The organism is Paraburkholderia unamae (assembly GCF_003096875.1).
Classification (GTDB): Bacteria; Pseudomonadota; Gammaproteobacteria; order Burkholderiales; family Burkholderiaceae; genus Paraburkholderia; species Paraburkholderia unamae.
In genome coordinates this window covers 473724-500678 of sequence record NZ_QEOB01000001.1, presented here as the reverse complement: position 1 = coordinate 500678, position 26955 = coordinate 473724, and the positions used below count along the sequence as shown (strand labels likewise).

At 67.1% G+C, this 26955-nt stretch carries 24 protein-coding genes; 17 read left to right on the top strand and 7 right to left on the bottom strand.

Annotation, left to right across the window (positions count from 1 at the left end):
• The first annotated feature begins 228 nt into the window (after positions 1-228).
• From C7402_RS02235 to C7402_RS02210, 6 genes are all read left to right on the top strand, one after another.
• On the top strand, positions 229-1176 hold the full coding sequence (locus tag C7402_RS02235) for a 2-hydroxyacid dehydrogenase (RefSeq protein ID WP_116609669.1): 948 nt from the start codon (positions 229-231) through the stop codon (positions 1174-1176).
• A gap of 66 nt (positions 1177-1242) precedes the next feature.
• Entirely contained in the window at positions 1243-2166 is a 924-nt protein-coding gene (locus C7402_RS02230) for a hydroxymethylglutaryl-CoA lyase (RefSeq protein WP_112170210.1), read from the top strand.
• Between the two features lie 40 nt (positions 2167-2206).
• Positions 2207-2713, top strand: a complete 507-nt coding sequence (locus C7402_RS02225; protein WP_116609484.1) for a YbaK/EbsC family protein — start codon at positions 2207-2209, stop codon at positions 2711-2713.
• A gap of 71 nt (positions 2714-2784) precedes the next feature.
• Complete coding sequence (locus C7402_RS02220) at positions 2785-2964, top strand: DUF1289 domain-containing protein (RefSeq protein WP_244314732.1); 180 nt, start codon at positions 2785-2787, stop codon at positions 2962-2964.
• On the top strand, positions 2961-3422 hold the full coding sequence (locus C7402_RS02215; RefSeq protein WP_112170207.1) for a MaoC family dehydratase: 462 nt from the start codon (positions 2961-2963) through the stop codon (positions 3420-3422). The genes C7402_RS02220 and C7402_RS02215 overlap by 4 nt, the downstream gene beginning before the upstream one ends.
• Positions 3419-4351 carry an MBL fold metallo-hydrolase gene (locus C7402_RS02210; protein WP_116609482.1) on the top strand — a complete coding sequence of 311 codons (933 nt, stop codon included), beginning with the start codon at positions 3419-3421 and terminating at the stop codon, positions 4349-4351. Before C7402_RS02215 ends, C7402_RS02210 begins: the two co-directional genes overlap by 4 nt.
• Before the next feature lie 266 nt (positions 4352-4617).
• Here the strand turns inward: C7402_RS02210 and C7402_RS02205 are convergent, their stop codons facing one another.
• Both C7402_RS02205 and C7402_RS02200 read right to left on the bottom strand, forming a co-directional pair.
• A complete protein-coding gene (locus C7402_RS02205) occupies positions 4618-5928 on the bottom strand; it encodes a DUF445 domain-containing protein (protein ID WP_112170205.1) in 1311 nt (436 codons plus the stop codon).
• A gap of 114 nt (positions 5929-6042) precedes the next feature.
• The gene (locus C7402_RS02200) at positions 6043-6951 is read right to left on the bottom strand and encodes a DMT family transporter (RefSeq protein WP_116609481.1); all 909 of its coding nucleotides are present in this window, start codon (positions 6949-6951) and stop codon (positions 6043-6045) included.
• 159 nt (positions 6952-7110) lie between these two features.
• Here C7402_RS02200 and C7402_RS02195 point away from each other — a divergent pair, with 159 nt between their 5' ends.
• Entirely contained in the window at positions 7111-7590 is a 480-nt protein-coding gene (locus tag C7402_RS02195) for an Lrp/AsnC family transcriptional regulator (protein WP_116609480.1), read from the top strand.
• A 38-nt stretch (positions 7591-7628) separates the two neighbouring features.
• Here C7402_RS02195 and C7402_RS02190 read toward each other — a convergent pair whose 3' ends face one another.
• Positions 7629-8522, bottom strand: coding sequence for an alpha/beta fold hydrolase (locus C7402_RS02190; RefSeq protein WP_116609479.1), 894 nt, complete (start codon positions 8520-8522; stop codon positions 7629-7631).
• A gap of 289 nt (positions 8523-8811) precedes the next feature.
• On the opposite strand from C7402_RS02190, the gene C7402_RS02185 reads away from it, so the two are divergent.
• Positions 8812-9777, top strand: coding sequence for an NAD(P)H-dependent flavin oxidoreductase (locus C7402_RS02185; protein ID WP_112170201.1), 966 nt, complete (start codon positions 8812-8814; stop codon positions 9775-9777).
• 27 nt (positions 9778-9804) lie between these two features.
• On the opposite strand, the gene C7402_RS02180 is transcribed toward C7402_RS02185, so the two are convergent.
• The 3 genes from C7402_RS02180 to C7402_RS02170 all read right to left on the bottom strand — a co-directional run bounded on the left by C7402_RS02180 (position 9805) and on the right by C7402_RS02170 (position 13164).
• On the bottom strand, positions 9805-10788 hold the full coding sequence (locus tag C7402_RS02180) for a LysR family transcriptional regulator (RefSeq protein ID WP_112170200.1): 984 nt from the start codon (positions 10786-10788) through the stop codon (positions 9805-9807).
• Between the two features lie 182 nt (positions 10789-10970).
• A complete protein-coding gene (locus C7402_RS02175; protein WP_112170199.1) occupies positions 10971-12068 on the bottom strand; it encodes a porin in 1098 nt (365 codons plus the stop codon).
• Positions 12069-12675: 607 nt separating this feature from the next.
• Positions 12676-13164, bottom strand: a complete 489-nt coding sequence (locus tag C7402_RS02170) for a hypothetical protein (RefSeq protein ID WP_244314719.1) — start codon at positions 13162-13164, stop codon at positions 12676-12678.
• A 699-nt stretch (positions 13165-13863) separates the two neighbouring features.
• Here C7402_RS02170 and C7402_RS02165 point away from each other — a divergent pair.
• Positions 13864-14910 (top strand): bile acid:sodium symporter family protein, encoded by a 1047-nt coding sequence (locus tag C7402_RS02165; RefSeq protein ID WP_116609478.1) that lies wholly within the window; start codon positions 13864-13866, stop codon positions 14908-14910.
• A 253-nt stretch (positions 14911-15163) separates the two neighbouring features.
• Complete coding sequence (locus C7402_RS02160; protein WP_116609477.1) at positions 15164-17029, top strand: EAL domain-containing protein; 1866 nt, start codon at positions 15164-15166, stop codon at positions 17027-17029.
• 107 nt (positions 17030-17136) lie between these two features.
• Here the strand turns inward: C7402_RS02160 and C7402_RS02155 are convergent, their stop codons facing one another.
• Positions 17137-17292 (bottom strand): DUF3309 family protein, encoded by a 156-nt coding sequence (locus C7402_RS02155; protein WP_112170195.1) that lies wholly within the window; start codon positions 17290-17292, stop codon positions 17137-17139.
• Positions 17293-17522: 230 nt separating this feature from the next.
• Here C7402_RS02155 and C7402_RS02150 point away from each other — a divergent pair, with 230 nt between their 5' ends.
• The 7 genes from C7402_RS02150 (at position 17523) to C7402_RS02120 (ending at position 26886) form a co-directional block, all read left to right on the top strand.
• On the top strand, positions 17523-18623 hold the full coding sequence (locus C7402_RS02150; RefSeq protein ID WP_116609476.1) for a LacI family DNA-binding transcriptional regulator: 1101 nt from the start codon (positions 17523-17525) through the stop codon (positions 18621-18623).
• A 78-nt stretch (positions 18624-18701) separates the two neighbouring features.
• On the top strand, positions 18702-20045 hold the full coding sequence (locus C7402_RS02145; RefSeq protein ID WP_425273763.1) for an AGE family epimerase/isomerase: 1344 nt from the start codon (positions 18702-18704) through the stop codon (positions 20043-20045).
• Between the two features lie 4 nt (positions 20046-20049).
• Complete coding sequence (locus C7402_RS02140; RefSeq protein ID WP_116609475.1) at positions 20050-21033, top strand: carbohydrate kinase family protein; 984 nt, start codon at positions 20050-20052, stop codon at positions 21031-21033.
• A 222-nt stretch (positions 21034-21255) separates the two neighbouring features.
• On the top strand, positions 21256-21477 hold the full coding sequence (locus C7402_RS02135) for a hypothetical protein (RefSeq protein WP_091993821.1): 222 nt from the start codon (positions 21256-21258) through the stop codon (positions 21475-21477).
• Positions 21478-21528: 51 nt separating this feature from the next.
• Entirely contained in the window at positions 21529-21774 is a 246-nt protein-coding gene (locus tag C7402_RS02130; RefSeq protein WP_112170192.1) for a hypothetical protein, read from the top strand.
• Between the two features lie 345 nt (positions 21775-22119).
• Positions 22120-23049 (top strand): ion channel, encoded by a 930-nt coding sequence (locus C7402_RS02125; protein WP_116609668.1) that lies wholly within the window; start codon positions 22120-22122, stop codon positions 23047-23049.
• 210 nt (positions 23050-23259) lie between these two features.
• Positions 23260-26886 carry an indolepyruvate ferredoxin oxidoreductase family protein gene (locus C7402_RS02120; protein ID WP_116609474.1) on the top strand — a complete coding sequence of 1209 codons (3627 nt, stop codon included), beginning with the start codon at positions 23260-23262 and terminating at the stop codon, positions 26884-26886.
• The last annotated feature ends 69 nt before the right edge of the window (positions 26887-26955 follow it).

Sequence of the window (26955 nt, the reverse complement as noted above, 5' to 3'; positions counted from 1 at the left end):
CGAACCAATTTTTTTTGCTTTGCTTTTCGGCGCCTTCCCCGCCGCGCCCTTGCCTGCCATGCCGCGCGCGCCGCGCCGCGATTTGCCCGGCGGGCGCGAGCCTGAAAAAGTAGAATGGTGCCGGTGCAGTTGGCCAAACCCGCCGGCCACCCCCGACCCATGCGGCAATGCGCTCGAACTCAAGGCGTTTGCCGGCATCGGCCGCCTTTTCGCAATGTGATGAGCGCCATGAAGATCATTTTCTGGTTTCCGCAAGCCGACGCCTCCGCGTGGCTGCACGGCCTCGCGCGCGCCCTGCCCGACGCCGAACTGCGCGAGTGGCAGCCGGGCGACACCGCTCCCGCTGACTATGCGGTCGTCTGGCACCCGCCGCGCGAGCTGTTCGGCGTGCCCGGCCTGCGCGCGATCTTTAACCTCGGCGCGGGCGTGGACGCGATCCTCGCCCACGAGCGCGCACTGCCCGGCACGTTGCCCGGCAACGCGCTGCTCGTGCGCCTGGAAGACTCGGGCATGGGCCCGCAAATGAGCGAGTACGTGCAGCATGCCGTGCTGCGCTACCTGCGCCGCTTCGACGAATACGCGCTCGCGCAGGCGCGCCGCGAATGGCACGTGCTCGCGCCGCATCCCCGCGAGACCTTCACCGTCGGCGTGCTCGGTCTGGGCGTGCTCGGCGCGCAGGTCGCGCATGCGGTGGCCGCGCTCGGCGTGCCGGTACGCGGCTTTTCGCGCAGCGCGAAGTCGATCGCGGGCATCGAGACATTTTCGGGTGAGCTGCACGGCGCGCAATTCGACGCCTTCCTCGACGGCGTGAAGGTGCTCGTGAACCTGCTGCCCGCCACGCCCGACACCGAGAACGTGCTCAACGCGCGCACCTTCGGCAAGCTTTCGCGCGGCGCGTATCTCGTGAACGTGGCGCGCGGCACGCATCTGGACGAGCAGGATCTGCTCGACGCGCTCGCGAACGGCACGCTCGCCGCCGCGACGCTCGACGTGTTCCGCGAGGAGCCGCTGCCGTCCGATCATCTGTTCTGGCGCGAGCCGCGCATCACGATCACGCCGCATAGCTCGGCGCTCACGCTGCGCGACGAAGCCGTCTCGCAGGTGGCCGACAAGATCGGCGCGCTCGCGCGCGGCGAGACCGTGAGCGGCATCGTGCATGCCGGGCGCGGTTACTGATCCGGTTGCCGATGCGATTACTGAGCATGCCGAATCATTTCTGAATATAAGTCTGGAGACACAGCAATGGCCTTACCCACCGCAGTCAAGATCGTCGAAGTCGGCCCGCGCGACGGCCTGCAAAACGAGAAAGATTTCGTCCCCACCGCAACGAAAATCGAGCTGATCAACCGGCTCACGGCCGCGGGCTTTCCGAATATCGAGGCCGCCTCGTTCGTCTCGCCCAAATGGGTTCCGCAGATGGCGGACGGCGCCGAGGTCATGGCCGGCATCGAGCGCCGCGAGGGCGCGATCTACTCGGTGCTCACGCCCAACCTGCGCGGCTTCGAAGGCGCGCTCGCCGCGGGCGCGGACGAGATCGTGATCTTCGGCGCGGCGAGCGAAGCGTTCTCGCAGAAGAACATCAACTGCTCGATCGCGGAGAGCATCGAGCGTTTCGCGCCCGTCGCGCAAGCCGCGAAGGACCACGGCGTGCGCATTCGCGGCAGCGTGTCGTGCTCGTTTGGCTGCCCGTACCAGGGCGAGGTGCCCGTGGCTTCGGTCGTCGACGTGGTGGAGCGCTTCGCCGCGCTCGGCTGCGACGAGATCGACATCGCCGACACCATTGGCGTGGGCACCGCGAAGCGCGTGCACGAAGTCTTCCAGGCGGTGACGAAGGTGTTCCCGCGCGAACGCCTCTCGGGCCACTTCCACGACACCTACGGCCAGGCGCTCGCCAACATCTATGCGGCGCTCGAAGAAGGCATCGCCATTTTCCACGCCTCGGTGGCGGGGCTTGGCGGCTGCCCGTATGCGAAGGGCGCCACCGGCAACGTCGCGACCGAGGACGTGCTGTACCTCATGAACGGCCTGGGCATCCACACCGGCGTCGACCTGAACCAGGTCGTCGCGGCGGGCGACTTCATCTCGACCGCCATCGGCCGTCCGAACGTCTCGCGCGCGGGCAAGGCGCTGCTCGCGAAGGCGCGCAACGAAGCTGCATGCGCGTGAAGCGCAAGCTGTTGAATCGTAGTACGAAGGAAATCAATTCATGACGCAATCCCTCGACAACCTCGACGCCCTGCCCGATTCCGCGCGCCGCGTCGCGCTGATGCTGCGCGAGCGCGGTCACGCCAAGCCGGTCGTGATGCTGCCCGAAACCGGCAAGACCTCGGCCGAAGCGGCAGCAGGCCTTGGCTGCGAAGTCGCGCAGATCGCCAAGTCGATCCTGTTCCGCCGTCGCAATGACGACGCACCCGTGCTCGTGATCGCAAGCGGCGCGAACCGCGTGGACGAAAAGAAGGTGGCCGCGCACGTGGGCGAAATCGGCCGCGCCGACGCGAAGTTCGTGCGCGAGAAGACCGGCTATGCGATTGGCGGCGTTTGCCCGATCGGCCATGCCACGAAGCCCGTGACGCTCATCGACGCCGACCTGTTCGCGCTCGAAAGCCTGTGGGCCGCGGCGGGCCACCCGCACGCCGTGTTCAACCTCTCGCCGCAGGAACTCGAAGCGCTGACGGGCGCACCCGTGGTGGACGTCGCGCTGCGCGACGCGTGAGCCACATGAGCGCGCCCGTGTCACGCCCCGCACCCGCCTCGCCGCCTTCGCCGTGCATCAACGTGTGCCGCATGCACGAGCGCAGCGGCCTGTGCGAAGGCTGCCTGCGCACGATCGACGAGATCGCGTCGTGGTCCGGCTTCGACGACGACGCGAAGCGCGCCGTGTGGGACGCGATCGAGGCGCGCCATGCCGAATGGCTCGCGCAGCGGTTCGACACGCCGGCCCCGCAGCAAGGAGAAAAATATTGAATGCACCCGCCCGCGTCGTGACGATCGGCGAGACGTTCCGCTCGACGCTCGCCCTCACGCCCGAGTCGGTGAAGTCGTTCTCGCTGCTCGTGAACGACCTGAACCCGCTGCACCATGACGAAGCCTACGCGGCGCAAAGCCGCTTCGGCGGCCTGATCGCTTCGGGCACGCAGCCTACCGCCCATTTCATGGCGCTGCTCGCCACGCATTTCTCGCAGTACGCGCAACCGCTCGGCCTCGAATTCGACATGAAGCTCAAGCGCGCCGCGCACGCGAGCGACACGCTCACGTTCGAATGGCGCGTGGAGGAAGCGTGGTGGAAGCCGAGCCTGAACGGCGATCTCGTGAAGCTCGCGGGCGAAGCCGTGAACCAGGACGGCGCGACGCTCGTGGTGGGGCGCGCGACGATTCTCGTCATGCCGAAGGCCGCACCCGCCACGCGGCACGAGCCAGCATGAGCGCGGCGCCGGCACTGCCTGATTCGATCCGCGTATTCGAGCGCGGCTGGCTTTCGTCGAACAATGTGCTGCTGGTCGATGACGCGCGCACCGCGCTCGTCGATACCGGCTACGCCACGCATGCCGGGCAAACGCTCGCGCTCGTGCAACATGCATTAGGCAATCGAGCGCTCGATCTGATCGTCAACACCCATCTGCACTCGGACCATTGCGGCGGCAACGCGCGCTTGCAGGCGCACTGGCCCTGCGCCACGCTCATTCCGGCCGCGAGTGCGCCGATCGTGCGCGAGTGGGACGAGGCGCGCCTGAGCTTTCTCGCGACCGGGCAGACCTGCGAGCGCTTCGGCTTCACCGGCGCGCTCGTGGCGGGCAAGCGGCTCGCGCTCGGCGGCTTCGACTGGGAGGTGATCGGCGCGCCTGGGCACGACCCCGACTCCGTGATGCTCTACGCGGCCGGGCCGCGCCTGCTGATCAGCGCCGACGCGCTTTGGGAACACGGCTTCGGCGTCATTTTTCCGGAACTCGACGGCGAAAGCGGCTTCGCGGAGCAGCAGGCGGTGCTCGAAGCCATTGCGAAACTCGACGTGCAGACGGTGATTCCCGGCCACGGCAAGCCGTTCTCGAATATCGACGAGGCGCTCGCCCGCGCGTTCTCGCGCCTCGACTGGCTGCGCGCCGAACCCGCGCGCAACGCAAAGAACGCGCTCAAGGTGCTGATCGTCTTCAAGCTGCTCGAAGTGCGCACCATGACGTTCGACGCGCTCGTGGCGATGCTCGAAAGCGCATCGTCCATGCGCGCCGCCGCACAGCAACTCGCGCCGCGCGCCGCGTGGCCCGCGTTGCTGCGCGATCTGGCGGGGGAGCTGGCGAAAAGCGGCGCGCTCGTCGTGAACGGCGAGCGGCTCGAAGCGCCCGCGGCCGCGGTTTAAGCGTTTCGCCTTCCGAACGGCCCAGCAGCCGTCCGGTCGCTTCGGGCGAAAAAAAACGCTCGTCCGTTTTCCGGACGAGCGTTGGAATTAGCTCTGACGTGATCAAACTGTCGAAGGCATCATACTCGCGCCAGAATACGCGAAGCATCGGTGATTTCCCTACAGATGACCAACGGCCGCAGGCCCGCTCCACGAGCCATGCCGCCGCGCACATGATTCATCTGGAATGCGAATCAAATGCGCGCGGTGTGGCGTCAAACGTCGGGTCAATAGCCCAGCTTCAGGCGCACCAGCTCGAATAGATGCGAGCACAAATAAAGCCCCAGCCCGATCGCGCCGCCAATCACGGTGCCGTTCACGCGAATCTCCTGCAAGTCCTTGCCGATCTTCAGTTCGATGAGCCGCGCGGTTTCACGCGTGTCCCAGTTCTTCACGGTGTCGCGAATATGGTGCGTGAGATAGCGCGCGAAATCGGGCGCCATCGCACGCGCGGCATCTTCCAGATGGCCGTTGAGCGAGGCGCGCAACTCGACGTCGGCGGCCAGCGTCTCGCCCAGCCAGCGGCCCGTCGCGGCCACCTTTGCGTGCAGCGCCGAATCCTTGCGATCCAGATCCTCGCGCAGCCAGGTGCGCAGGCTGTCCCACAGTTCGCGCGTGTAGTCGTTGAGCGCACTGCCCTCGCGCAAGCTCGCCTTCAACTCCTCGCCCTTGCGCAGAAACGCCGGATCGCTCTTGAGCTGCACGATCAGCTTTTCCACGACCTCGTCGAACTTCTGGCGCAAATGGTGCTCGCGATCCTCGCCCACCTGTAGCAACAGCCGGTTCACAGCGCTTTCCAGCACGCGCGCGCCGCTCTCGCCTATCCACTCCGAGGGCAGAAACTTCTCGGTCTTCGGAAACTCGCCTTTGAGACCGTCCACAATGCGCGCCGCGACGAACCCGCGCGTGCCCTCGTCGCGCAGCAGCGCGCCAAGCTGGTCGAGCATCTGGTCGAGCAATTCCTGATGGCGGCCGTCCTTCGTGAGCGTGTCGAGTATCGCGCCGGCCGACTTCGAAAGATCGACGCGCGCGAGCGCCGCGTGCAGTCCGTCGCGGATGAAGTTCTGGATGCGCGCGTCGTCGGTGAGGCCGAGCAGGCCCGACATCATGCGCGCGACGTAGTCGCCCAGACGTTGCGCGTTGTCCGGCGCGGTGAGCCACGCGGAAAGGCGCTCGACCGGATCGTGGCGGCGGATCAGGCCGACGAGCGAGCCCACGTCGAGAAACTTCTCGCGCACGAAGGTGGCGAGTTCGTCGGCGATTCGGTCCTTGTTGCGCGGAATCACGCCCGTACGCGCCGAGACGAACGGAATCGGCACGCGGCGGAACAGCGCGACCACGGCGAACCAGTCGGCGAGCGCGCCGACCATCGCGGCTTCGCTCACGGCCTTGATGCCGTCGATCACCACGCCCGGCGGGGAAAGCGCCGTGCCGACGAACACGAGCGCCGCGCCCAGCAGCAGGAAGAGCGCGCGGCGCTTGGCGCGCGCCAGTTCGATTTCGTCGTGGTTGGCGGGGGCGCCGTGGGTAGAAGTCATGCGCAGGAAAACGTCGGGGGTTCGAACCGCGACATTATGCGGCCGGCGCCGCCGCCCTTGCATGGCAAAGCGCCGCACGGGGCGCGCCCGCGCGGCCCGTACTCTCGTTGCGCCTTACGCCGAGCGCGCGTCGCGCCGCTGCGGCACGATCCGCCAGCCGAGGTTCACGCCCGCCGCCGCAAGCAGGATGAGCGCGGCGCCCGCCACCTGAATCCAGGCGAGGCGCTGGCCGAACGCGAACCAGTCCACGAGTATCGCGACCACGGGATAGATGAACGAAAGCGCGCCCGTCATCGCGGTGGGCAGCTTCTGGATCGCGCCGTACAGCAGCACGTACATGATGCCGGTGTGCACGATGCCGAGCGTGACGAGCTGCGCCCAATGCAGGGGCGTGGCGGGCAGCGTGCCGTAGTGGATGAACGGCGCGAGCGCGAGCGCGCCGAAGGCGAGCTGCACGAGCGCAAGGAGATGCGGCGGCGTGCCCTTGAGATGGCGCGTGATGATCGACGAAACGGCGTAGAGGAAGGCCGCGCCCGCCGCGCAGGCCACGCCTTGCAGGTACTGGCCGGGCACCGCGAGCACGGCGGGCTGCACCTCGACCACGCACACGAGGCCGACGAAGGCCACGGCGAGCCACGCGACGGTCGAGACGCTCACACGCTCGCGCAGCACGAGCGCGCCGAGGCCGACGAGCATGAACGGCTGCGTGTTGTAGACGGCCGTGGCCATCGAGATCGACGCGCGCGAATAGGCGGCGAACAGCAGCACCCAGTTCGCGACGATGGCGGCGCCCCCGAGCACGGCGAGCGCGAGCGTGCGCGGCGGCAGCAGCTTGCGGCGCAGGAGACCCAGCGCGGCGCACACGAGCGTGAGCGTCAAGCCGCCCAGCACGCAGCGCAGGAAGGCGATGTTGATCGGGGCCTGCCGCGAGGCGACCACGAGCCAGCCGATGGTGCCGGACATCAGCATCGCGACGATCATCTCGGCCGCGCCACGGCGAATTTCAGGGGTGGTGGAAGACATGGGCTTGCATCCTCGTTCTGGCGGGCGACGGGCGCGCGGCCCTTCGCATCTGCAAGCCAGTTTATCGGCGTGCGGACGAGGAATATATGGCTAAACTTAGGAGAAGTGCAAAACTCGCCTTCGATTGAAAGGCCAACCCGCCGGAGCACCCACGAAATCATGAACCGACGCCCCAACTCCGCCTTTTCCGCCGCCGCGGCCACGCTCGACGAGATCGACCGCATGCTGCTCGCCGCGCTCGCCGAAGATGCGCGCGTAAGCGTCGCCGTGCTCGCGAAGCACGTCGGGCTTTCCGCGCCGAGCACGTCCGAGCGGCTGCGCCGGCTCGAAGCGCAGGGGGTGATCGGCGGCTATACGGTGCAGATCGATCCGCGCGCGCTCGGCTACACCTTGCAGGCCATCGTGCGCGTGAAGCCGCTGCCCGGCCAGTTGCATCTGGTGGAAGACGTGCTGCGGCGCATTCCCGAGTTCGTCGAGTGCGACAAGGTCACCGGCGACGACTGCTTCATCGCCCGGCTTTATCTGCATTCGATCGAACAGCTCGACGAGATCCTCGCGAAAGTCACCGAGCGCGCGGAGACCAGCACCGCCATCGTCAAGTCCACGCCGGTGCCGCGCCGGTTGCCGCCGCTCGGGTAAAGCGGCGGCGGGCGCGCTAGTGCCTGGCTAGTGCGCGCTCATGGCTCCGTCGTCTCGAAGAACGCCCGCATTTCCTCGACGAGCGCGTCGCTCGCTTCTTCGGGAATGTAATGCCCGCACGGCAGCGAGCGCCCACTCACGTCGCGCGCCACCTTGCGCCATTCGGCGAGCGGGTCGAAGCAGCGCTCGATCACGCCCTCCTGCCCCCACAGCACGCGCAACGGGCACGCCACCTTGTTGCCGCGTTCGAGGTCGGCGCGGTCGTGGTCCAGGTCGATGGTCGCGGAGGCGCGGTAGTCCTCGCACATCGCGTGCACCGCGCCCGGCTGGCGCAGCGCCGCGCGGTAGGCGCCGAGCGCCTTGGGCGCGAAGGGCGCGAGACCCGCGTGGCGGCTGCCCATCACCCGTTCGATATAGACATCGGGATTCGCTTCGATGAGCGTTTCCGGCAGCGGCTCGGGCTGGATCAGGAAGAACCAGTGGAAGTAGAGCGTGGCGAACTCGCGGTCCGTCTGCTCGTACATGGCGAGCGTGGGCGCGATGTCGAGCAGCATCAGCCGCTCGACGGCGTGCGCGTGATCGAGCGCCATGCGGTGCGCGACGCGCGCGCCGCGATCGTGCGCGCACACGAGAAAGCGCTCGTGGCCGAAGTGGCGCATGACCTCCACCTGGTCGGCCGCCATCGCGCGCTTGGAGTAGGCGGCATGCGTGGCGTCGCTGGCCGGCTTCGATGAGGCGCCATAGCCGCGCAAGTCGGTCGCGATGACGGTGAAATGCTCCGCCAGCGCGGGGGCGCAGCGGTGCCAGATCATGTGGGTCTGCGGATGGCCGTGCAGCAGCAGCAGCGGCGGTCCTTCGCCGCCCTTCACGCCGCAGATGTCAACGCCGCTCCCGGTACGAACGGTGAAAGGCTGGAATCCGTCGAAGGGCATGGGGAAGTCTCTTTTGTTTGTTGGTCTGCGGTCATTGTATGGGGCGAGTGCGACTCGAAAACACGCTTTCGCGTGCGTAACGGTAGAAACCGAACACTCCCTCGAATGCCGCACGACCGGTGCCCGGATCACCCCGAGCCTATAATCGAACGGTCGTTTTCGCAGTCCGTTCACGACTCGATTCCGCCGGCCGCTGCGTTCGGTCAAGACAGCCTTATCCTCATCGAAACCGGCGCCGCGTTCCTGCCCGCCCGGCCTTCCGCCCGCGCGCCACAAGGAGACCTCCGACATGGCCTTGCCCGCCGTTCTGCAAAACCTCTCGCTGCCCGTCGTGGGCTCGCCGATGTTCATCGTCAGTTATCCGGAGCTCGTGCTCGCGCAGTGCAAGGCGGGCATCGTCGGCTCGTTCCCGGCGCTCAACGCGCGCCCCGCCGAACTGCTGGGCGAATGGCTCACGCAGATCAAGGCCGAACTCGCCACGCACAAGGCCGCCCATCCCGACGCCGTGATTGGGCCGATCGCCGTGAACCAGATCGTGCATCAGTCGAACGCGCGACTCGAGCACGACGTGCGCGTGTGCATCGAGCATCACGTGCCGATCTTCATCACGAGCCTGCGCGCGCCGCCGAAGGAGTTGCTCGACGCCGTGCACAGCTACGGCGGCATCGTGCTGCACGACGTCATCAACCTGCGCCACGCGGGCAAGGCGCTCGAAGCGGGCGTGGACGGGCTGATTCTCGTGGCGGCCGGCGCGGGCGGCCATGCGGGCACGACCTCGCCGTTCGCGCTGGTGGGTGAAGTGCGGCGCATGTTCGACGGCCCGATCGTGCTCTCGGGCGCGATCGCCAACGGCGGCTCGATCCTCGCGGCGCAGGCCATGGGCGCGGACCTCGCCTACATGGGCACGCGCTTCATCGCGACGAAAGAAGCGCACGCCGCCGACGCCTACAAGCACGCGATTCTCGACGCCAAGGCCGCCGACATCGTCTACACGAACCTGTTCACGGGCGTGCACGGCAACTACATCCGCGAGAGCATCGTGAACGCCGGGCTCGATCCCGATGCGCTGCCCGAGTCGGACAAGTCGAAGATGGACTTCGGCGCGGGCACCTCCAAGGCCAAGGCCTGGAAAGACGTGTGGGGCGCGGGCCAGGGCGTGGGCCTGATGGACGACGTGCCCACCGTGGCCGAGCTCGTGGCGCGTCTGAAGCGCGAGTACGACGAGACCAGGGCGCGGCTCGGCGCGGGGCGCTGAAGCGCCCCGGCTAGAAGCCTTGGCGTTCTATGCCGCGTTGCGCGGTTCCACGCCGCGCAACGCGGCGTCGACATTGGCGGCCGCCGCGCGGATCGCCTCGACGCCGGGCCAAAGGTCGCGCTCCGAAAAACGCGCGGCGAGGAAATCGACGAACGAGCGCACCTTCGCCGAGAGATGGCGGCGGCTCGCGTACACGGCGTAGATCGGCAGCTCGCGCGGCGGCAGCGCGTCGACGAGCAGCGGCACGAGGCGGCCCTCGGCGATATCGTCGCCCACCACCTCGGTGCCGAGCATCGAGAGGCCGCCGCCTTGCAGCACGACCACGCGCAGCGCCTCCAGATGATTGACGATGAGGTTGCCGCCGGGCTTGGGCTTCACGCCGCCGGCCCCTTCGGTGAACGGCGCAAGCTCCTGCGCCGAAGCTCCCGCGTACTGCACGAAGTTGTGCCGGGCGAGATCGGCGACGGTCTTCGGCACACCGTGGCGGCGCAGGTACTCGGGCGAGGCGCACAACACGATGTGCGCGGTGGCGAGCGGCCGCGCGATCAACGAAGACGACTTCAGGCCCGAGGGCGCCGCGCGGATCGCCACGTCGAAACCCTCGTCGATCAGCTCGACCACGCGGTCGGAGAGCGTGATGTCGACGGTGACTTGCGGAAATCCGGCGGCATAGTCGGCTACCGCGCCCATCACGTGACGCAGCCCGAACGCCGTGAGCGACGACACACGCAGCCGCCCCTGCGGCACGACGCTCGCCGCGCCCACGGCCTGGCCCGCTTCGTCGAGTTCGGTGAGCGCCTGGGCCACGCGCTCGTAATACTCGCGCCCGGCCTCGGTGGGCGCGACGCGGCGCGTGGTGCGGTTCAAGAGGCGCGCGCCGAGTTGCTGCTCCAGATGCATGACGTGCTTGCTCGCCATGGCCGCGGACATGTTCATGCGCTCGGCCGCCGCGACGAAGCTGCCCGCCTCCACCACCTGGCGGAACACTTTCATGCTGACGAGAGTATCCATCGCGCGGCCTTCACCTTCAGTTCGAACGTAAATAAAGAGGAATCAATCGGCAGTATTGTGCTCGCTTTATCAAATGCCGGTATTGAAACGCACAGGCGCCGGGCGCGGCAGAAAGCAAAAACCCCGCGCTGCTCGCAGCGCGGGGTTTTTCCGTTGAACGCCGGCTTTGACGGCCGCGACGCTCAGAACTTCGCGCGCAGGCCCACGCCGTAGGTCTGGCCGCTCGACATGTTGTCGAAGTGGTCGTACATGTAGGCCGCGTAGACGTCGGTGCGCTTCGACAGCGGATAGTCGTAGCCGATGGCCGCCGTCTGGCGCGTCTGGTTCAGGCCGCCGCCGTCGCGCGAGTACGCGTACGAGGCCATCACCGTGCCCGGACCGACCGGCGCCGTCACGCCGCCCTGGGCGGTGTTGACGTGCCAGCTGCCCACGTCCTGCCAGTTCGCCGTGTACATGTACTGACCGAAGAACTTCACGTACTTGAGGTCGTACGAGAGGCCGACCTGCGCCACGCCCTGGCTCTTCAGCCCGACGATGGTCGTGTCGCCGCTCACGATGCTGCCAATGTCGCCCGGCGTGTTGTTGAAGTTCACGTACTGATAAACAGCTGTGGCCGCGAACGGGCCGTGGAAGTACAGGCCCTGCACGCTCCACTTCTTCGAGCCGTTCTGGCCCGCCTGGTTGCCGAACGCGTACATCGCCGAGCCCGAGAGGCCGTTGAAGTTGGGCGTCGAATACTGCACGGCGTTGTTCCAGCCTGAGTCGCCCACCACGCCCTGGTCGGTCGTGTAGGTGGGGAACGTCGAGAGGCCGAGGTACACGTGGTACACCATCGGCGAGAAGGTGTACGAATCGATGAACGGGTTGAAGAGAATCGTCGAGACGAAGAGCTGCGTCGTGAGGCGGCCCGCCGTGACCGTGCCGTACGGCGATTCGACGCCGACGTACGCATTGCGCGCGAAGAACGTGTCGCCGGTGAAGCGGCCGTACTGGCCGTTTTGCGCGCGGAAGAAGCTTTCCAGGGTGAAGATCGCCTTGTAGCCGCCGCCCAGATCCTCAGAACCCTTCATACCCCAGTACGACGTGGACATGCCGCCGCCGCCCACGTTCCAGGCCGTCTGGCTGCCCGGAAATTTCGTCGCCCCGACCCATTCGTCGACCTGGCCATAGAGTTGGACGCTCGACTGCGCGAACGCCGACGACGACGCGGCGGCAAGGACGGCGGCGAGCGCGCTCGCCTTCAGGGTGGTGCGCAGCGCGTGGCTGACCGTGGTCTTCATGGGTTCTCCTGTCTTTGTCAAAAAAAGGTGTGACTGGCGGCGAAGGTGCTCGCGCAAAGCTTTGTTTTTTCGTGATTCGCAGGCGTGGCCGTTCTGGGCGGATCCATCTTTGCGGACCATTTTTGTGGTCAAAAATATACGGTGTTATTGCCGGTATATCGGGCGGATTAGTTTGCCGCCTCTGAAGCCTGTTTCGAGGTTGCCGATACCGGTTTGCGCTGCGTTGCACCACGCCGGACCGCTGCCTGCCGGGCCGCGCCCAGCGGGGCGCTGGTGCGGCTCGCGGACCGCGAATGGCGCGCCGCCGTTACAAAAGCGAGATTTTTTGACGAAAGGGTTCTGTATGACGAGAGGTTTCCAAAAAAGTGTGGTATCCACGCGTCAGTTTTCGGGCGACGGACGTGCCGGGAGGGTGTTGAAGGCGTGCAAACGACGCTAACGGGCGAATGCCGGCAGCGAAATCAGGCGGAGGAGGCGGGGAAAAAGCAGGAAAAACGGGAAAAACAGGAGGACAAAACGACGGCTGGGAACGCGACGGCGTCCGCGAGCCGATGGAGCGAAGGATCAGGACCGGCCAAGGAAGGACGAATGAAGCGGAAAGCCGGGCTCAGTTGCGGTACGGCGAAGGCATGGGCGGGCGCGGAACCTCGCCGCCGTTGCGCTGCAAAGGCCGGAATGCGCCGCGCTCCTCGTTGTAGCGGGCGACGTCTTCGCGAATCGAGCCCGCCCGCACCGGCGAGTCGGCCGGCGGGTGCGGCACCTGGCGCGTTTCCGCGCTGACCGGCGTGATGGGATTGCCGCGATAACCGCCGCCGTAGCCGCCGAAAGGCGTGCCGTAGGCGTATTCGCGGCGGGGCGCCTGCGGCTGGACCTGCCCTTGCCACTGGTTCGGCGCGCGCTCGCCGCGCTCGTGCCGGCCACCCTGGTCCGCCACGCGCACAGGCGCGGCGCCATAGCCGCCACGATAGCCAGCGCCGGAGCGACCGGGCGCCCCCTGGCCGCCGTACATGGCGTTGCGGTAGCCGCCGCCCCACGACATGCCGGGATTGCCGCCGCGCGGCGCGGGCGCGGAGTGCATGGCGGGCATGGAAGGCATGTGGGCAAAGCCGCCCCCCCCGCCGTGCCCCGCGAATCCGGGCTGAGCATGGGCGAACGCAAAGAAGGCCGCCAATCCGGCCCCCAAGACCCATCGTCCCAGTTTTGACAACCCTGCGTGCATTGTGAAGTTTCACCTGCCCGACGTTTCCGTTTGGAACCGCTGGAACCCGCCATTCGGGCCATGGCGGGCCAGTCCCGGGACTCACTTCACGCAGTACACGACCACAATACGTAACGCTTGCCGCCGCAACGATTCGTGCGTCCCTTTGACGGTAATTTATGGGCGTGCCGAATGGGTGTCGAGCCAAAAGATGTTATGCCGCCCGAAGGGTTGTAACACCATGTTACTGCACGGTTTTCTGGATCCAGGAAGGGGTCCGGAAGGCCGCCTGGCAAGGCGTTGCGGGCAGCACCTGGCGAGGGCGTGCTGGATGCCAGGCGTCGTCTTATCGTCTAAAGAATGGCGGGACTCCTGATGATTTTTGAGATGCAGGAACGCTTGTCGCGGAGTCATGAGGGAGCCGCACGAGCGGCGCATTGATACCGTCGATCCATGCACATCAATCATTAATCGATGCTTCAAATGAATTTGCTTTTTCAATCGGCTTGCGCCGACAATAGAGACCCTGAATCCACCGTTGCGTGCGCATCGAGTCGCGCGCGGCCCGGCGCCTTGGCGCGCACTTGAGATTGTCCGATGGCACGTCCGAAATTCCTGCCCGATAACTTCACCCTCTGCCTCGTCGGTACGGTGATTCTTGCGAGCCTGTTCCCGGTGCACGGCCAGGCCGCCACCGGCTTCAACTGGCTCACCAACGTGGCCGTCGGCCTGTTGTTCTTCCTGCACGGCGCCAAGCTTTCGCGCGAGGCGATCATCGCGGGCGCGACTCACTGGCGCCTGCATATCGTCGTGCTGGCGAGCACCTTCATCCTCTTCCCGGTGCTCGGGCTCGTGCTCAAGCCGGTGCTTTCGCCGCTCGTCACCCCGGCGCTCTACGCGGGCGTGCTGTTCCTCTGCACGCTGCCCTCCACGGTGCAGTCGTCCATCGCCTTCACGTCGATCGCGCGCGGCAACGTGCCCGCCGCCGTGTGCAGCGCCTCCGCTTCGAGCCTGATCGGCATTTTCGTCACGCCCGCGCTCGTGAGCCTTATCGTCACGAACCAGGGCGCGAGCGGCGGCTCGGCCTGGCATACCGTGTGGAACATCGTGCTGCAACTGCTCGTGCCGTTCGTGGCGGGCCAGTTGCTGCGCCCCGTGATCGGCCGCTGGATCGAGCGCAACAAGGGCGTGCTCAAGTTCGTCGATCAGGGCTCGATCCTGCTCGTGGTGTTCGGCGCGTTTTCCGAGGCGGTGAACGAAGGGCTCTGGCATCACATCCCGCTCACGGCGCTCGGCGGCCTGCTCGTCGTGAACGCCGTGCTGCTCGCGCTCGCGCTCGGCATCACGATCTTCACGAGCAAGAAGCTCGGCTTCTCGCGCGCCGACCAGATCACCATCATTTTCTGCGGCTCGAAAAAGAGCCTCGCGGCCGGCGTGCCGATGGCGAAGGTGATCTTCGCCGCGAACGCCGTGGGCGCGGTGGTGCTGCCGCTCATGCTGTTCCACCAGATCCAGCTGATGGTGTGCGCGGCGCTCGCCCAGCGCTGGGGCGCACGCGACATGAGCGCCGAACGCGGCGCGAACGCCGGCGACGAGTCGCGCGCCGGCGCGAACGAGCGCGCCGCCACGGCCGCGCGCCGCTGAGCGGCTCCGGGTTCCCGTACCCGGTTTCCCCTGTATTCCTGACGGGGCGGCGAGCCATCGCCGCCCCGCTTCACGGCAAATTGCGGCAAATCGCGCCCGATTCCGCATCGGCTTGTCCGCCGCCGCGCCTCTCCTTGCGCCCCCTGCCCGTCCCTTCCAGACGGCGCTTCTGACGCACTGTCACCAAAATTTCATTCAATTCATCCGATGATATGCCGTTAAGTTCAACGTCTTCGCCCGTTCTGGCTTGTCCATGTCTGCTCGCGCGCCACTCCATCACGCCACGACCGGCGTCGGGGCACTGATCGCCCAGCGCCAGTTGCGCGCCGTCTTCCAGCCCATCGTCGATTTCGAGGACGGCGCGATTCTCGGTTATGAGGGCCTGATTCGCGGGCCGGCCGGCTCGCCGCTCGAAACGCCCGCCGCGCTGTTTGCGCGCGCCGGCGAGGAGCGCTGCACGGCATCGCTCGAACGCGCGGCGGCCCGCACCTGCATCGAGACGTTCGCCGGGCTCGACTGCCCCGGCAAGCTGTTCCTCAATTTCAGCGCCGACGCGCTGCGCCAGCTCACCGCCGCGAGCGACTCGGCGCTCGCGCTCTTCGACGGCCCGATCGACCCCACGCGCTTCGTGATCGAGCTCACCGAGCAGAGCGCCATCGACGACCTGCGCAACCTCGCCCCCGTGGTCGATGCCCTGCGCCATGCGGGCGCGCAGTTCGCGCTCGACGACTACGGCACCGCCAACGCGAGCCTGAACCTCTGGGTGCAGTTGCAGCCCGACGTGGTGAAGATCGACCGCTTCTTTATCCACGAGATCGCCAACGACGCGCTCAAGTTCGAAGCCGTGCGCGCCATGCAGCATTTCGCGCAGGCAAGCGGCGCGCGGCTCGTGGCCGAAGGCATCGAGAACGCCGCCGACCTGATCGTGCTGCGCGACATGGGCATTGCCTGCGGCCAGGGCTTCTTCTTCGGCCGGCCCGCCGTGGAGCCGCTGCGCGTGCTTGCACGCGAGGCGCGCGAGGCGATCCGCGCGGACCATATCGCCGTGTTCCCCGAAGCCACGCGCAGCGCCGCCACGCAGCCCGCGGGCGGCGGCTCGCCCGCCGGGAAGATGCTGGTGCGCGCGCCCGCGCTGCCGCGCCATGCGACCAACAACGACGTGCTCGATCTCTTCAACGGCCTGCCCGACCTGCATGCGGTGGCCGTGGTGGAAGGCGAAAGGCCGGTGGCGCTCATCAACCGGCGCGCGTTCATGGACCGCTATGCGCTGCCGTATCACCGCGAGCTGTTCGGCAAGAAGGCCTGCCTGCAATTCGCCAACGCGCAGCCCGTGCTGATCGAGCAGTCGATGACCGTCGAGCAGATGGCCACGCTCCTCGCGAGCGACGACCAGCGCTATCTCGCCGACGGCTTCGTCATCACCGACAGCGGCCGTTATGCCGGTCTCGGCACCGGCGAGAGCCTCGTGCGCGCGGTGACGGAGGTGCGCATCCAGGCCGCGCGCTACGCGAATCCGCTCACCTTCCTGCCGGGCAACATCCCGATCAGCTCGCACATCGAGCGCCTGCTCTCGCACGACGCGGGCTTTCATGCGTGCTATGTCGACCTGAACCAGTTCAAGCCCTTCAACGACCAGTACGGCTACTGGCAGGGCGACGAGGTGCTGAAGTTCGCGGCGACGGTGCTCGCCGACGCCTGCGACCCCACGCGCGACTTCCTCGGCCACGTGGGCGGCGACGATTTCCTGATCCTGTTCCAGAGCGAGACGTGGCGCGAGCGAGCGCGCCAGGCGATCGAAGCGTTCAACGAAGGCGCGCAGCGCTTCTATGCGCCGGGCGACCGGCTCGCGGGCGGGATTCACGGCGAGGACCGGCACGGCAACCCCACCTTCTTTTCCTTCGTGACGATGGCGATCGGCTGCGTGCACATCGCGCCGGGCCAGGGCACGCAGCACAGCAGCGACGCGATCGCCTCGCTTGCGGCCATCGCCAAGCGCAGCGCGAAAAAAGAAGCGACCGGGCTCGTCGTCATCGACGGCAGCACGAGCGCCGCGCTCCTCCCCACGCTCGGCGCGAAGCCCGGCGCGGCCGGGGAAACAGGCGAGATCGCGAGCGCCTGACACCCTGCCGCCTTTCCCGCGACCGCCCCAAACAGAACGGGCCGGCCGCGCGGCTCCCGCCGCGCGCCGGCCCGTTGCGCTTTCACCGCGCCTTCGTCACCGCGTCGCTAGATCGACCCCATCAACACCAGCACGACGACGACGACAACGACGATGCCAACCGTGCCCGAAGGCGCATAGCCCCACGAGCGGCTATACGGCCAGGCCGGAAACGCGCCGATGAGCAGCAGGATCAGAATGACCAGAAGCAGGGTGCCTAGCATGATGCCTCCGAGTGTCGAATGTCAGTGTTCGCCTATCTCGCAACCGTCGTTCCCGCGCTTGTTTAGTTAATTTTACTAAACATGTAAATTTACGTTTATCTCTGTATTTACGGGTATTTACCGGGGGTTTTCAGCGTTGATTCAGGTTTCCTGACCATGTTTTTACTATACAATCGCCGCACACCTGACCACTCCCGGAACGCGCTTCGCGCCACCGCAAGCCAGGAATCATGGGGACAACCATTCGTGACGTCGCGCAGGCGGCCAACGTGTCGATCGGCACGGTGTCGCGCGCACTGAAAAACCAGCCGGGGCTTTCCGAAGCCACGCGCGAGCGCGTCGTGGAAGTCGCGCGCGCGCTCGGCTACGACTGCGGGCAACTGCGGCCGCGCATCCGCCGCCTCACCTTCCTGCTGCACCGCCAGCACAACAATTTCGCCGCGAGCCCGTTCTTCTCGCACGTCCTGCACGGCGTGGAAGACGCCTGCCGCGAGCACGCCATCGTGCCCGCGCTCCTCACGGCCGGCCCCGCCGACGACACCGTCCAGCAATTGCGCCTGCACGCGCCCGACGCCATCGCCGTGGCGGGCTTCGTCGAGCCGGAAATGCTCGCCGCGCTCGTCGCGCTGCAACGCCCGCTCGTGCTGATCGACCTGTGGTCGCCGGGGCTGCGCTCGGTGAACATCGACAACGCAGCGGGCGCCGCGCTTGCCATGCAGCACCTCTTCGCGCTCGGGCGCCGCCGCATCGCCTTTATCGGCGGGTCGCTCGCGCACTACAGCATCGCGCAGCGCGCGCTCGGCTACCGGCGCGCGTTCTTCGAGGCGGGGCTCTTGTTCGACCCGTCGCTCGAAACGACGATCGACGGCGGGCTCGACCCCGACACGGGCGCATCGCTCGCCATGCAGCGCCTGCTCGACGCCGCGCGCGCCACCGGCAGCCCGCCGCCCGACGCCCTGTTCGCCTACAACGACGCCGCCGCGCTCGCGGCCATGCGTGTGTGCCTCGCGCACGGCCTGCGCGTGCCCGAGGACATCGCCATCATCGGCTTCGACGACATCGCGGGCGCGACGCACGCCACGCCGCCGCTCTCGACCATCGCCGTCGACAAGGAAGCGCTCGGGCGGCGCGGCGTCGAGCTGCTGCTGGAGGAAACGCCCGCCGCCGCCGAGATCCGCTTGCCCGTGCAACTCGTCGCGCGCGCGAGCACGCTGGGCGCCGCGCCGCTGCCCGGCGTCGCTCACATGACGGGCCACGCCGCCGGCCTGCCGGTCGATGCGCTCGCAACCGAATCGCAAGGCGAGCAAGCCGCCTTGCTGAAAACACGCTGAAAACTCGCTGAACTGACGCCGAACTCAGGCCGAACTCACGTTGAAGCCACGTCCAAGCCAGAAGAGAACGCCATGACGATGACCGCCGACACCGCCTCCACCGCCAGCGCGCAAGCCGCCGCACCTGTCGCCTCCCTTGCCCCCGCCGCGGCGCCGCCCGTTGCGAGCTTTCGCGACCGCGGCTTCCTGCTCGGCCACGTGCAGGACACGCTGCGCTTCTACGCGCCGAACGTGTTCGACGCCTCGGGCGGCTTTTTCCACTACTTCCGCGACGACGGCTCGATCTACAACGCGCACTCGCGGCATCTCGTGAGCAGCTGCCGGTTCGTCTTCAACTATGCGATGGCGTATCGCGAGTCCGGCGATCCGCAGCACCTGGCGTACGCGCGTCACGGCTTGCAGTTTCTGCGCGACGGCCACTGGGACCCGCAATTGCAGGGCTACGACTGGGAGATCGACTGGCGCGACGGCAAGAAGCGCGTGCTCGACGGCACGCGCCACTGCTATGGCCTCGCGTTCGTGCTGCTCGCGTACGCGCACGCGGCGATGGCCGGCATCGAAGAAGCGCGGCCGATGATCGGCGCGACCTTCGAACTCATGGAGCACCGCTTCTGGGACGGCGCGGCAGGCCTCTACGCCGACGAAGCGAGCGCCGACTGGATCGTCTCCGGCTATCGCGGCCAGAACGCCAACATGCACACGACCGAGGCGCTGCTCGCGGCTTACGAGGCGACGGGCCATCTCGTCTATCTCGATCGCGCCGAGCGTGTCGCGTCGAACATCACGCTGCGCCAGGCGAAGCTCTCGCAAGGACTCGTGTGGGAGCACTTTCACGCCGACTGGTCGGTGGACTGGCATTACAACGAGGAAGACAGCTCGAACATCTTCCGCCCGTGGGGTTTCCAGCCGGGCCATCAAACCGAGTGGGCGAAGCTGCTGTTGCTGCTCGAGCGCCATCGCCCGCTGCCCTGGCTCCTGCCGCGCGCGATCGAACTGTTCGACGCCGCCATGGCGCGCGCCTGGGACAACGATCACGGCGGCCTCTACTACGGCTTCGGCCCGGACGGCACCGTGTGCGATCACGACAAGTACTTCTGGGTCCAGGCCGAAACCTTCGCCACGGCGGCGCTGCTCGGCAACCGCACCGGCAACGAACGCTTCTGGGACTGGTACGACGAAATCTGGCGCTATAGCTGGGCGAATTTCGTCGATCATCGTTACGGTGCGTGGTATCGCATCCTCACGTGCGACAACCGCAAGTACAGTGATGAAAAGAGCCCGGCCGGCAAGACCGACTATCACACCATGGGCGCATGCTACGAAGCGCTGAACGCGCTGCCGGGGCGCGGCATGGCGCCGGTCGTGGGGCGCGAGGAAGCCGGGAGCGGCGGCGCGAGCGGCCAGAACCAAGCTGAGGAATAAGACCATGAGCACGTGCAGCACCGGCCCGGACTTCTCGTCCGGCTTCCCGGCCTTCATCTCGGCCGGCGACATCCTCACCGATCTCGTGCGCACGCCCGCGCCCGAAGGCGCCCCGCACGCTTCGCCGTCGGGCGCACCGGGCATGGACTCGCACTGGCGCGCCCACCCTGGCGGCGCGGGCTGGAACGTCGCGCGCGCGGTCGCGCGGCTCGGACTGCCCACGGCCTGCGCGGGCTCGCTCGGCGTGGACAACTTCTCCGACGAACTGTGGAACGCGAGCGTCGCCGCCGGCCTCGACATGCGCTTCATGCAGCGCGTGGAGCGCTCGCCGCTGCTCGCGATCGTGCATCAGACGCATCCGCCCGCGTACTACTTCATCGGCGAGCAGAGCGCCGACCTCGCCTTCGATCCCGCGAAGCTGCCCGAAGGCTGGCGCGCGCATGCGAAGTGGGCGCACTTCGGCTGCATCAGCCTCGTGCGCCAGCCGCTTGGCGAAACGCTCGCCACGCTCGCCGCCGATTTGCGCGCGGCCGGCGTGAAGATCAGCTTCGATCCGAACTACCGCAACCTGATGGCGCACGGCTATGAGCCGATCCTGCGCCGCATGGCCGCGCTCGCCGATCTCATCAAGGCTTCCGACGAAGACCTGCGCATGCTGTTCCCCGGCAAGAGCGAGCCCGAGGCCATCGAAGCGCTGCGTGCGCTCAATCCCTCGGCCACGCTGCTCGTCACGCGCGGCGCGCAGGCGGCCACGCTGTATGTGGGCGACGAGGTGATCGAAGCCGCGCCGCCGCGCGTGGAAGTGGCCGACACCGTGGGCGCGGGCGACGCTTCCATCGGCGGGCTGCTGTTCAGCCTGATGAGCACGCCGCAGCGCAACTGGCGTCAGCATCTGGCCTTCGCGCTCGCCGCCGGTGCGGCCGCGTGCCGCCGGCCGGGCGCACATTCGCCGACGCTCGACGAAGTCGTCGCCCTGCTCGCCGACTGACACGCGGCGCGTTGGCCCCGGTTGAATCCGGTCGGCCCCTTGCGGCGCGGCGCTGACACGAAAGCGCCGCGCCGCCGTCACATGCGTGCCCCGCAGTCGCGCGGGCAACGTGCTAGCATGGAATTTCCCTCCTGTTGCAGGCGGCGCACGAGACTCGTGCGGCCCGGCCTGCATTGCGCGACCCGCGCGGCCCGAGGGTTTTCCTTCCACGAGGAGCGCGTTATGGAAGACGTCACCTACACCAAGGGGATCTATACGGCCGTCGCCACGGTGCGGCCCATGAATGCCGGCCAGTACCAGGGCCTGGTCTCCCTGGCGCGCGACGACGGCGAAGAACTCGAAAACGCGGTGTATGAAGTCGAGGCCGCCTCGGGCACGCCGGAAGAGGCCCTCGAAGAAGCCAAGGCGCTGGCGCACCGCATCCTTGGCGAGCTCGAACTGTAGATCGCCATTGCCCTGCCCACGGGGGTGGCGGCGGGCTGGCTGGAGGTAATCATGGCCGAACAGCTCTTTCTCTACGGCGTCTACGCCATCCACGTGCATCCGCTCGCGCTGCAAGGCGCTCGCTGGGACGCCGAGTATCAGATCACGCATCGCGACAAGGCCGTGCAGCCGTGGATCACGATCGGCGGCAACGCGGGCTTCGACGCGCTCGCGCAAGCCGTGGACGCCGCACGTCGCCAGGCGATCGCCGATATCGATCACGGCGCGGGCATTCCGAAGCCGCACGCGTTTCCGTAACGCGCTCGCGCACTCGTTCGGGCCGCCGCTCAGTCGATCGACCGCCCGGCGAATCGGCCAATCAGCCCACGGCTCAACGCGCGCGCTAACGATACGGCGTCTGCGTCCACGCACGGCGCGTGCGTCGACGAGGTGCGTCCCGAGCGATGCGCACAAGCTTACATTCGGCCTGTCCATTGCGCGCTTGACCGCCCGGCTTGTCCTGTCCTTGCGGCATTGCTACGCTCTTCCTCTTGATCCAGACGCGCAGGACACACCATGACGCCCGAAACGCCGGAGCGCTTCGCGAACCAGGAAGCCGCCCAGCAAGCCGATTCGGCGCCCCTGAATTCACCGGGCGTGGACATGGGCGCCTGCAAGGCCGAAACGCCCTCACGCGGCAAGCGCGGCGCGCCGCGCAGGCTCGTGGTCGGCTCGCGCGAGGTGCTCGTCTACGGCATGCCCCTGCGCACGTGGGGCGACTTCTACCATTCGGCGCTCACCATGCGCTGGCCCACCTTCTTCGCCTCGCTCGCCGCGCTGTTCCTGTTCATGAACGCCGTGTTCGCGTGCCTGTATCAGCTCGGCGCCGCGCCCATCGCCAACCAGTACCCGCACGGCTTTCTCGGCGCGTTCTTCTTCAGCGTCGAAACGCTCGCCACCGTCGGCTACGGCGACATGCATCCGCAAACGATCTACGCGCACATCGTCGCCACGTTCGAAATTTTTGTCGGCATGTCGGGCGTCGCGTTGGCCACCGGGCTCGTGTTCGCGCGCTTCTCGCGCCCGCGCGCCATGATCATGTTCGCGCGCGAAGTGGTGGTGCATCCCATCGAAGGCCGCATGACGCTGATGGCGCGCGCCGCCAACGCGCGCCAGAACGTGATTGCCGAAGCGGGCGCGAAGCTGCGCCTCATCCGTATCGAAACGTCCTCGGACGGCTATTCCGCGCGGCGCATTTACGACCTCAAGCTCGTGCGCGACCAGCATCCGCTTTTCACGCTCGGCTGGAATCTCATGCATGTGATCGACGAGTCGAGCCCGCTCTACGGCGTCACGCCCGAAATGCTCGCGAGCCAGCAGGCCACGCTGCACGTCGTGATCGAAGGCTCCGACGAGTCGACCGCGCAAACCATGCAGGCGCGCTATAGCTGGTCGGACCGGCACATCCGCTGGCACTTCCGCTACGTCGACCTGATGAGCGACGTGGACGGTGTGAGCACGATGGACTACACCCACTTCCACGATGTCGTCCCGTTCGACGTGGTGCGGCCGTACGGTCCTCACGTGATCTGACGGGCGCGCCCGAAGGCCGATTCGAACGGGATCGCGCCGGGGCAGGAAAATCTCTCTCCAGATTCGCCCAACGTGGGCAGGCTCTCGCGCGAACAGGTGACAACGCCGGAGAGTTAGCAAAAAATTTCCGTCATTGGCGAGAAAAAATAGAGTCTCTTTCGCCGCTCTCCCTGGAGAGCGTACGACAGCAATATACGGAGACTTCCCACAATGACCGCGCGCCCCGCGTTTGGCGATTCGCCAGCTTCGCCGCCTCTCGCCGATTACAAGCTCACCGACAACCTCACCGCCACGCGCGGCCGCATCTTCCTGACCGGCACGCAGGCGATCATCCGCCTCGCGCTCATGCAGCGTGCGCTCGACCGCGCGCACGGGCTGAACACCGCGGGCTTCATCAGCGGCTATCGCGGCTCGCCACTCGGCATGGTCGACCAGCAGGCGTGGAAGGCGAAGAAACTGCTCGAAGCCGCCGACGTGCGTTTCCTGCCCGCCATCAACGAGGAGCTGGGCGGCACGGCGGTGCTCGGCACCCAGCGCGTGGAAGCAGACCCGGAGCGCACGGTCGAAGGCGTGTTTGCGATGTGGTACGGCAAGGGCCCGGGCGTGGATCGCGCGGGCGACGCGCTCAAGCACGGCAACGCCTACGGCTCGTCGCCGCACGGCGGCGTGCTCGTGGTGGCGGGCGACGACCACGGCTGCGTGTCGTCGTCCATGCCGCATCAGAGCGACTTCGCGATGATGGCGTGGCACATGCCGGTCGTAAATCCGTCGAACGTGGCGGACATGCTCGAATTCGGCCTGTATGGCTGGGCGCTCTCGCGCTACTCGGGCGCGTGGGTGGGCTACAAGGCGATTTCGGAAACGGTGGAGTCAGGCTCGACCGTCGATCTCGACGCGTTGAAAACCGACTGGCAAGCGCCGGATATGGCCGCTGCGGGTTTCACGCCGCCGGCGGGCGGCCTGCACAACCGCTGGCCCGATCTGCCGAGTCTCGCGATCGAGCAGCGCCTCGCCGCCAAGCTCGACGCCGTGCGCCACTTCGCGCGCGTGAACAGCATCGACAAGTGGATCGCACCGAGCCCGCACGCGAACGTGGGTATCGTCACCTGCGGCAAGGCACACCTGGACCTGATGGAAACGCTGCGCCGCCTCGATCTCACCGTCGAGGATCTGGATCGCGCGGGCGTGCGCATCTACAAGGTGGGCCTCTCGTTCCCGCTGGAGATGTCCCGCATCGACGCATTCGTCTCGGGTCTCACCGACGTGCTCGTGATCGAAGAGAAAGGCCCGGTGATCGAGCAGCAGATCAAGGACTACCTCTACAACCGCAAGGAAGGGGCACGCCCTACCGTCATCGGTAAGCACGCCGAAGACGGCACGCTGCTGCTCTCGGAGCTGGGCGAGCTGCGCCCCTCGCGCATCCTGCCCGTGTTCGCCGCGTGGCTCGCGAAGCACCGGCCCGCGCTCGACCGCCGCGAGCGCGTGGTGGATCTCGTCGCGCCGCAAATCCTCTCCAATGCCGCCGACGCCGTGCGCCGCACGCCCTACTTCTGCTCGGGCTGCCCGCACAACACGTCGACCAAGGTGCCCGAAGGCTCGATCGCGCAGGCCGGCATTGGCTGCCACTTCATGGCTTCGTGGATGGAGCGCGACACCACGGGCCTGATCCAGATGGGCGGCGAAGGCGTGGACTGGGCCGCGCACTCGATGTTCACGAAAATGCCGCACGTGTTCCAGAATCTCGGCGACGGCACCTACTTTCATTCAGGCATCCTTGCGATTCGCCAGGCGGTGGCGGCAAAGACCAACATCACCTACAAGATCCTCTATAACGACGCGGTCGCGATGACGGGCGGCCAGCCCGTGGACGGCAGCATTTCCGTGCCGCAGATCGCGCGCCAGGTGGAAGCCGAGGGCGTCTCGCGCTTCGTGGTGGTGAGCGACGAGCCCGAGAAATACGATGGCCATCACGGCCTGTTCCCGAAGGGCACCACGTTCCATCACCGCAGCGAACTCGATACGGTTCAGCGCGAATTGCGCGAAACGCCTGGCGTGACCGTGCTGATCTACGACCAGACCTGCGCCGCCGAAAAGCGCCGCCGCCGCAAGAAGGGTGAATTCCCCGACCCGGACAAGCGCCTCTTCATCAACGAGGAAGTGTGCGAAGGCTGCGGCGATTGCGGCGTGCAGTCGAATTGCCTTTCGGTCGAACCCGTCGAAACGGAACTGGGCCGCAAGCGCCGCATCGACCAGTCGTCGTGCAACAAGGACTATTCGTGCGTGAACGGCTTCTGCCCGAGCTTCGTGACGATCGAAGGCGGCAAGCTCAAGAAGGCCGCGGGCGCGGCGTTCGATCCGCAGGCGCTGGCCGCGCGCGTGAATGCGCTGCCGGTTCCGGCCACGCATCTGGATAGCGCGCCGTACGACATTCTCGTAACGGGCGTGGGCGGCACGGGTGTCGTGACGGTCGGCGCACTCATCAGCATGGCCGCGCATCTGGAAGGCAAGAGCGCTTCGGTGCTCGACTTCATGGGCTTCGCGCAAAAGGGCGGCTCGGTGCTTTCGTTCGTGCGCTTCGCCGCAACCGATGCGCTGCTCAACCAGGTCCGCATCGACACGCAGCAGGCCGACCTGCTGCTCGCCTGCGACATGGTGGTGGGCGCGAGCGCCGATGCGCTGCAAACGGTGCGTCACGACCGCACGCGCATCGTCGTGAACACGCATGAGATTCCGAACGCGTCGTTCGTGCAGAACCCCGAAGCGAACCTGCACGCCGACGCGCTGCTCGCAAAGATGCGGCACGCCGCGACCAACGGCACGCCCGGCGCAAAAGATCCGCTCTCCGCATGCGATGCGCAGGCGCTCGCGCAGCGTTATCTCGGCGACACCATCGGCGCGAACATCCTGATGCTCGGCTTTGCGTGGCAGCTTGGCCTCGTGCCGGTTTCGTTCGCGGCGCTCACGCGCGCCATCGAGTTGAACAACGTGGCTGTGCAGGCCAACCTGTTCGCGTTCTCGATCGGCCGCATGGCCGCAGCCGACCCTGCCGCGCTCGAAGCGCTCGACGCGCAACGGGCGGCGGCCGCCAAAGCCACGGCGCGCAAGCTCACGCAAACGCTCGACGAACTGATCGCCGATCGCGAAGCGCGTCTGCTCGCTTATGGCGGTGCGAGCTACGTTAAGCGTTATCGCGCGCTGATCGATGCCGCGCGTCATGCGGACAAGACGGCGGACAAGACGCTTGCACGGGGCGTGGCGACCACGTTCTATCGACTGCTCGCCGTGAAGGACGAATACGAAGTCGCGCGCCTGCATACCGATCCGGCGTTCCGCGCCGCGCTCGAAGCGCAGTTCGAAGGCACGGCGGGCAGCGACTTCACCGTGAAGTTCAACCTCGCGCCGCCGCTCATCGCGCGTGAGAAGAACGGCCAGCCGCCGCGCAAGATGCAGTTCGGCCAGTGGCTCTGGAGCGCGTTCGGCCTGCTGAAGAAAGGCCGCAGTGTGCGCGGCACGTGGCTCGATCCGTTCGGCAAGACGCTGGAGCGCCGCATGGAGCGCGCGCTCGCCGGCGACTACGAGGCGACGCTGCGCGGCGCGTTCGCAAGCCTCACCGCCGAAAACGCCGACGACCTCGCGAAGCTCGCCAACCTGCATCAGCGTGTGCGCGGCTACGGGCACGTGAAGCTCGCGAACCTCGCGGCAGTCAAGCGCAGCGAACGCGAACTGGCCGCGCGCCTTGGCGTTGACGTGAAGACGAGCGCGGCAGTGGAAGAAGCCCTCGCGTCGTTCAAGGGCGCGGGCGCGCTGCGCGGCATTCCCGTGGTGGTCGCGAAGTGATGTGATGTGATGTGATGTGAAGCCGCGAAGCGCGCGCCGTTCATCTGGACGGCGCGCGCTTTTTTCATG

Excerpts from the sequence above, each read along its gene's own strand:
- C7402_RS02235 (WP_116609669.1), top strand. The coding sequence starts at position 229 with ATGAAGATCATTTTCTGGTTTCCGCAAGCCGACGCCTCCGCGTGGCTG.
- C7402_RS02230 (WP_112170210.1), top strand. The coding sequence starts at position 1,243 with ATGGCCTTACCCACCGCAGTCAAGATCGTCGAAGTCGGCCCGCGCGAC.
- C7402_RS02225 (WP_116609484.1), top strand. The coding sequence starts at position 2,207 with ATGACGCAATCCCTCGACAACCTCGACGCCCTGCCCGATTCCGCGCGC.
- C7402_RS02220 (WP_244314732.1), top strand. The coding sequence starts at position 2,785 with ATGCACGAGCGCAGCGGCCTGTGCGAAGGCTGCCTGCGCACGATCGAC.
- C7402_RS02210 (WP_116609482.1), top strand. The coding sequence starts at position 3,419 with ATGAGCGCGGCGCCGGCACTGCCTGATTCGATCCGCGTATTCGAGCGC.
- C7402_RS02205 (WP_112170205.1), bottom strand. The coding sequence starts at position 5,928 with ATGACTTCTACCCACGGCGCCCCCGCCAACCACGACGAAATCGAACTG.
- C7402_RS02200 (WP_116609481.1), bottom strand. The coding sequence starts at position 6,951 with ATGTCTTCCACCACCCCTGAAATTCGCCGTGGCGCGGCCGAGATGATC.
- C7402_RS02195 (WP_116609480.1), top strand. The coding sequence starts at position 7,111 with ATGAACCGACGCCCCAACTCCGCCTTTTCCGCCGCCGCGGCCACGCTC.
- C7402_RS02190 (WP_116609479.1), bottom strand. The coding sequence starts at position 8,522 with ATGCCCTTCGACGGATTCCAGCCTTTCACCGTTCGTACCGGGAGCGGC.
- C7402_RS02185 (WP_112170201.1), top strand. The coding sequence starts at position 8,812 with ATGGCCTTGCCCGCCGTTCTGCAAAACCTCTCGCTGCCCGTCGTGGGC.
- C7402_RS02180 (WP_112170200.1), bottom strand. The coding sequence starts at position 10,788 with ATGGATACTCTCGTCAGCATGAAAGTGTTCCGCCAGGTGGTGGAGGCG.
- C7402_RS02175 (WP_112170199.1), bottom strand. The coding sequence starts at position 12,068 with ATGAAGACCACGGTCAGCCACGCGCTGCGCACCACCCTGAAGGCGAGC.
- C7402_RS02170 (WP_244314719.1), bottom strand. The coding sequence starts at position 13,164 with ATGCCTTCCATGCCCGCCATGCACTCCGCGCCCGCGCCGCGCGGCGGC.
- C7402_RS02165 (WP_116609478.1), top strand. The coding sequence starts at position 13,864 with ATGGCACGTCCGAAATTCCTGCCCGATAACTTCACCCTCTGCCTCGTC.
- C7402_RS02160 (WP_116609477.1), top strand. The coding sequence starts at position 15,164 with ATGTCTGCTCGCGCGCCACTCCATCACGCCACGACCGGCGTCGGGGCA.
- C7402_RS02155 (WP_112170195.1), bottom strand. The coding sequence starts at position 17,292 with ATGCTAGGCACCCTGCTTCTGGTCATTCTGATCCTGCTGCTCATCGGC.
- C7402_RS02150 (WP_116609476.1), top strand. The coding sequence starts at position 17,523 with ATGGGGACAACCATTCGTGACGTCGCGCAGGCGGCCAACGTGTCGATC.
- C7402_RS02145 (WP_425273763.1), top strand. The coding sequence starts at position 18,702 with ATGACCGCCGACACCGCCTCCACCGCCAGCGCGCAAGCCGCCGCACCT.
- C7402_RS02140 (WP_116609475.1), top strand. The coding sequence starts at position 20,050 with ATGAGCACGTGCAGCACCGGCCCGGACTTCTCGTCCGGCTTCCCGGCC.
- C7402_RS02135 (WP_091993821.1), top strand. The coding sequence starts at position 21,256 with ATGGAAGACGTCACCTACACCAAGGGGATCTATACGGCCGTCGCCACG.
- C7402_RS02130 (WP_112170192.1), top strand. The coding sequence starts at position 21,529 with ATGGCCGAACAGCTCTTTCTCTACGGCGTCTACGCCATCCACGTGCAT.
- C7402_RS02125 (WP_116609668.1), top strand. The coding sequence starts at position 22,120 with ATGGGCGCCTGCAAGGCCGAAACGCCCTCACGCGGCAAGCGCGGCGCG.
- C7402_RS02120 (WP_116609474.1), top strand. The coding sequence starts at position 23,260 with ATGACCGCGCGCCCCGCGTTTGGCGATTCGCCAGCTTCGCCGCCTCTC.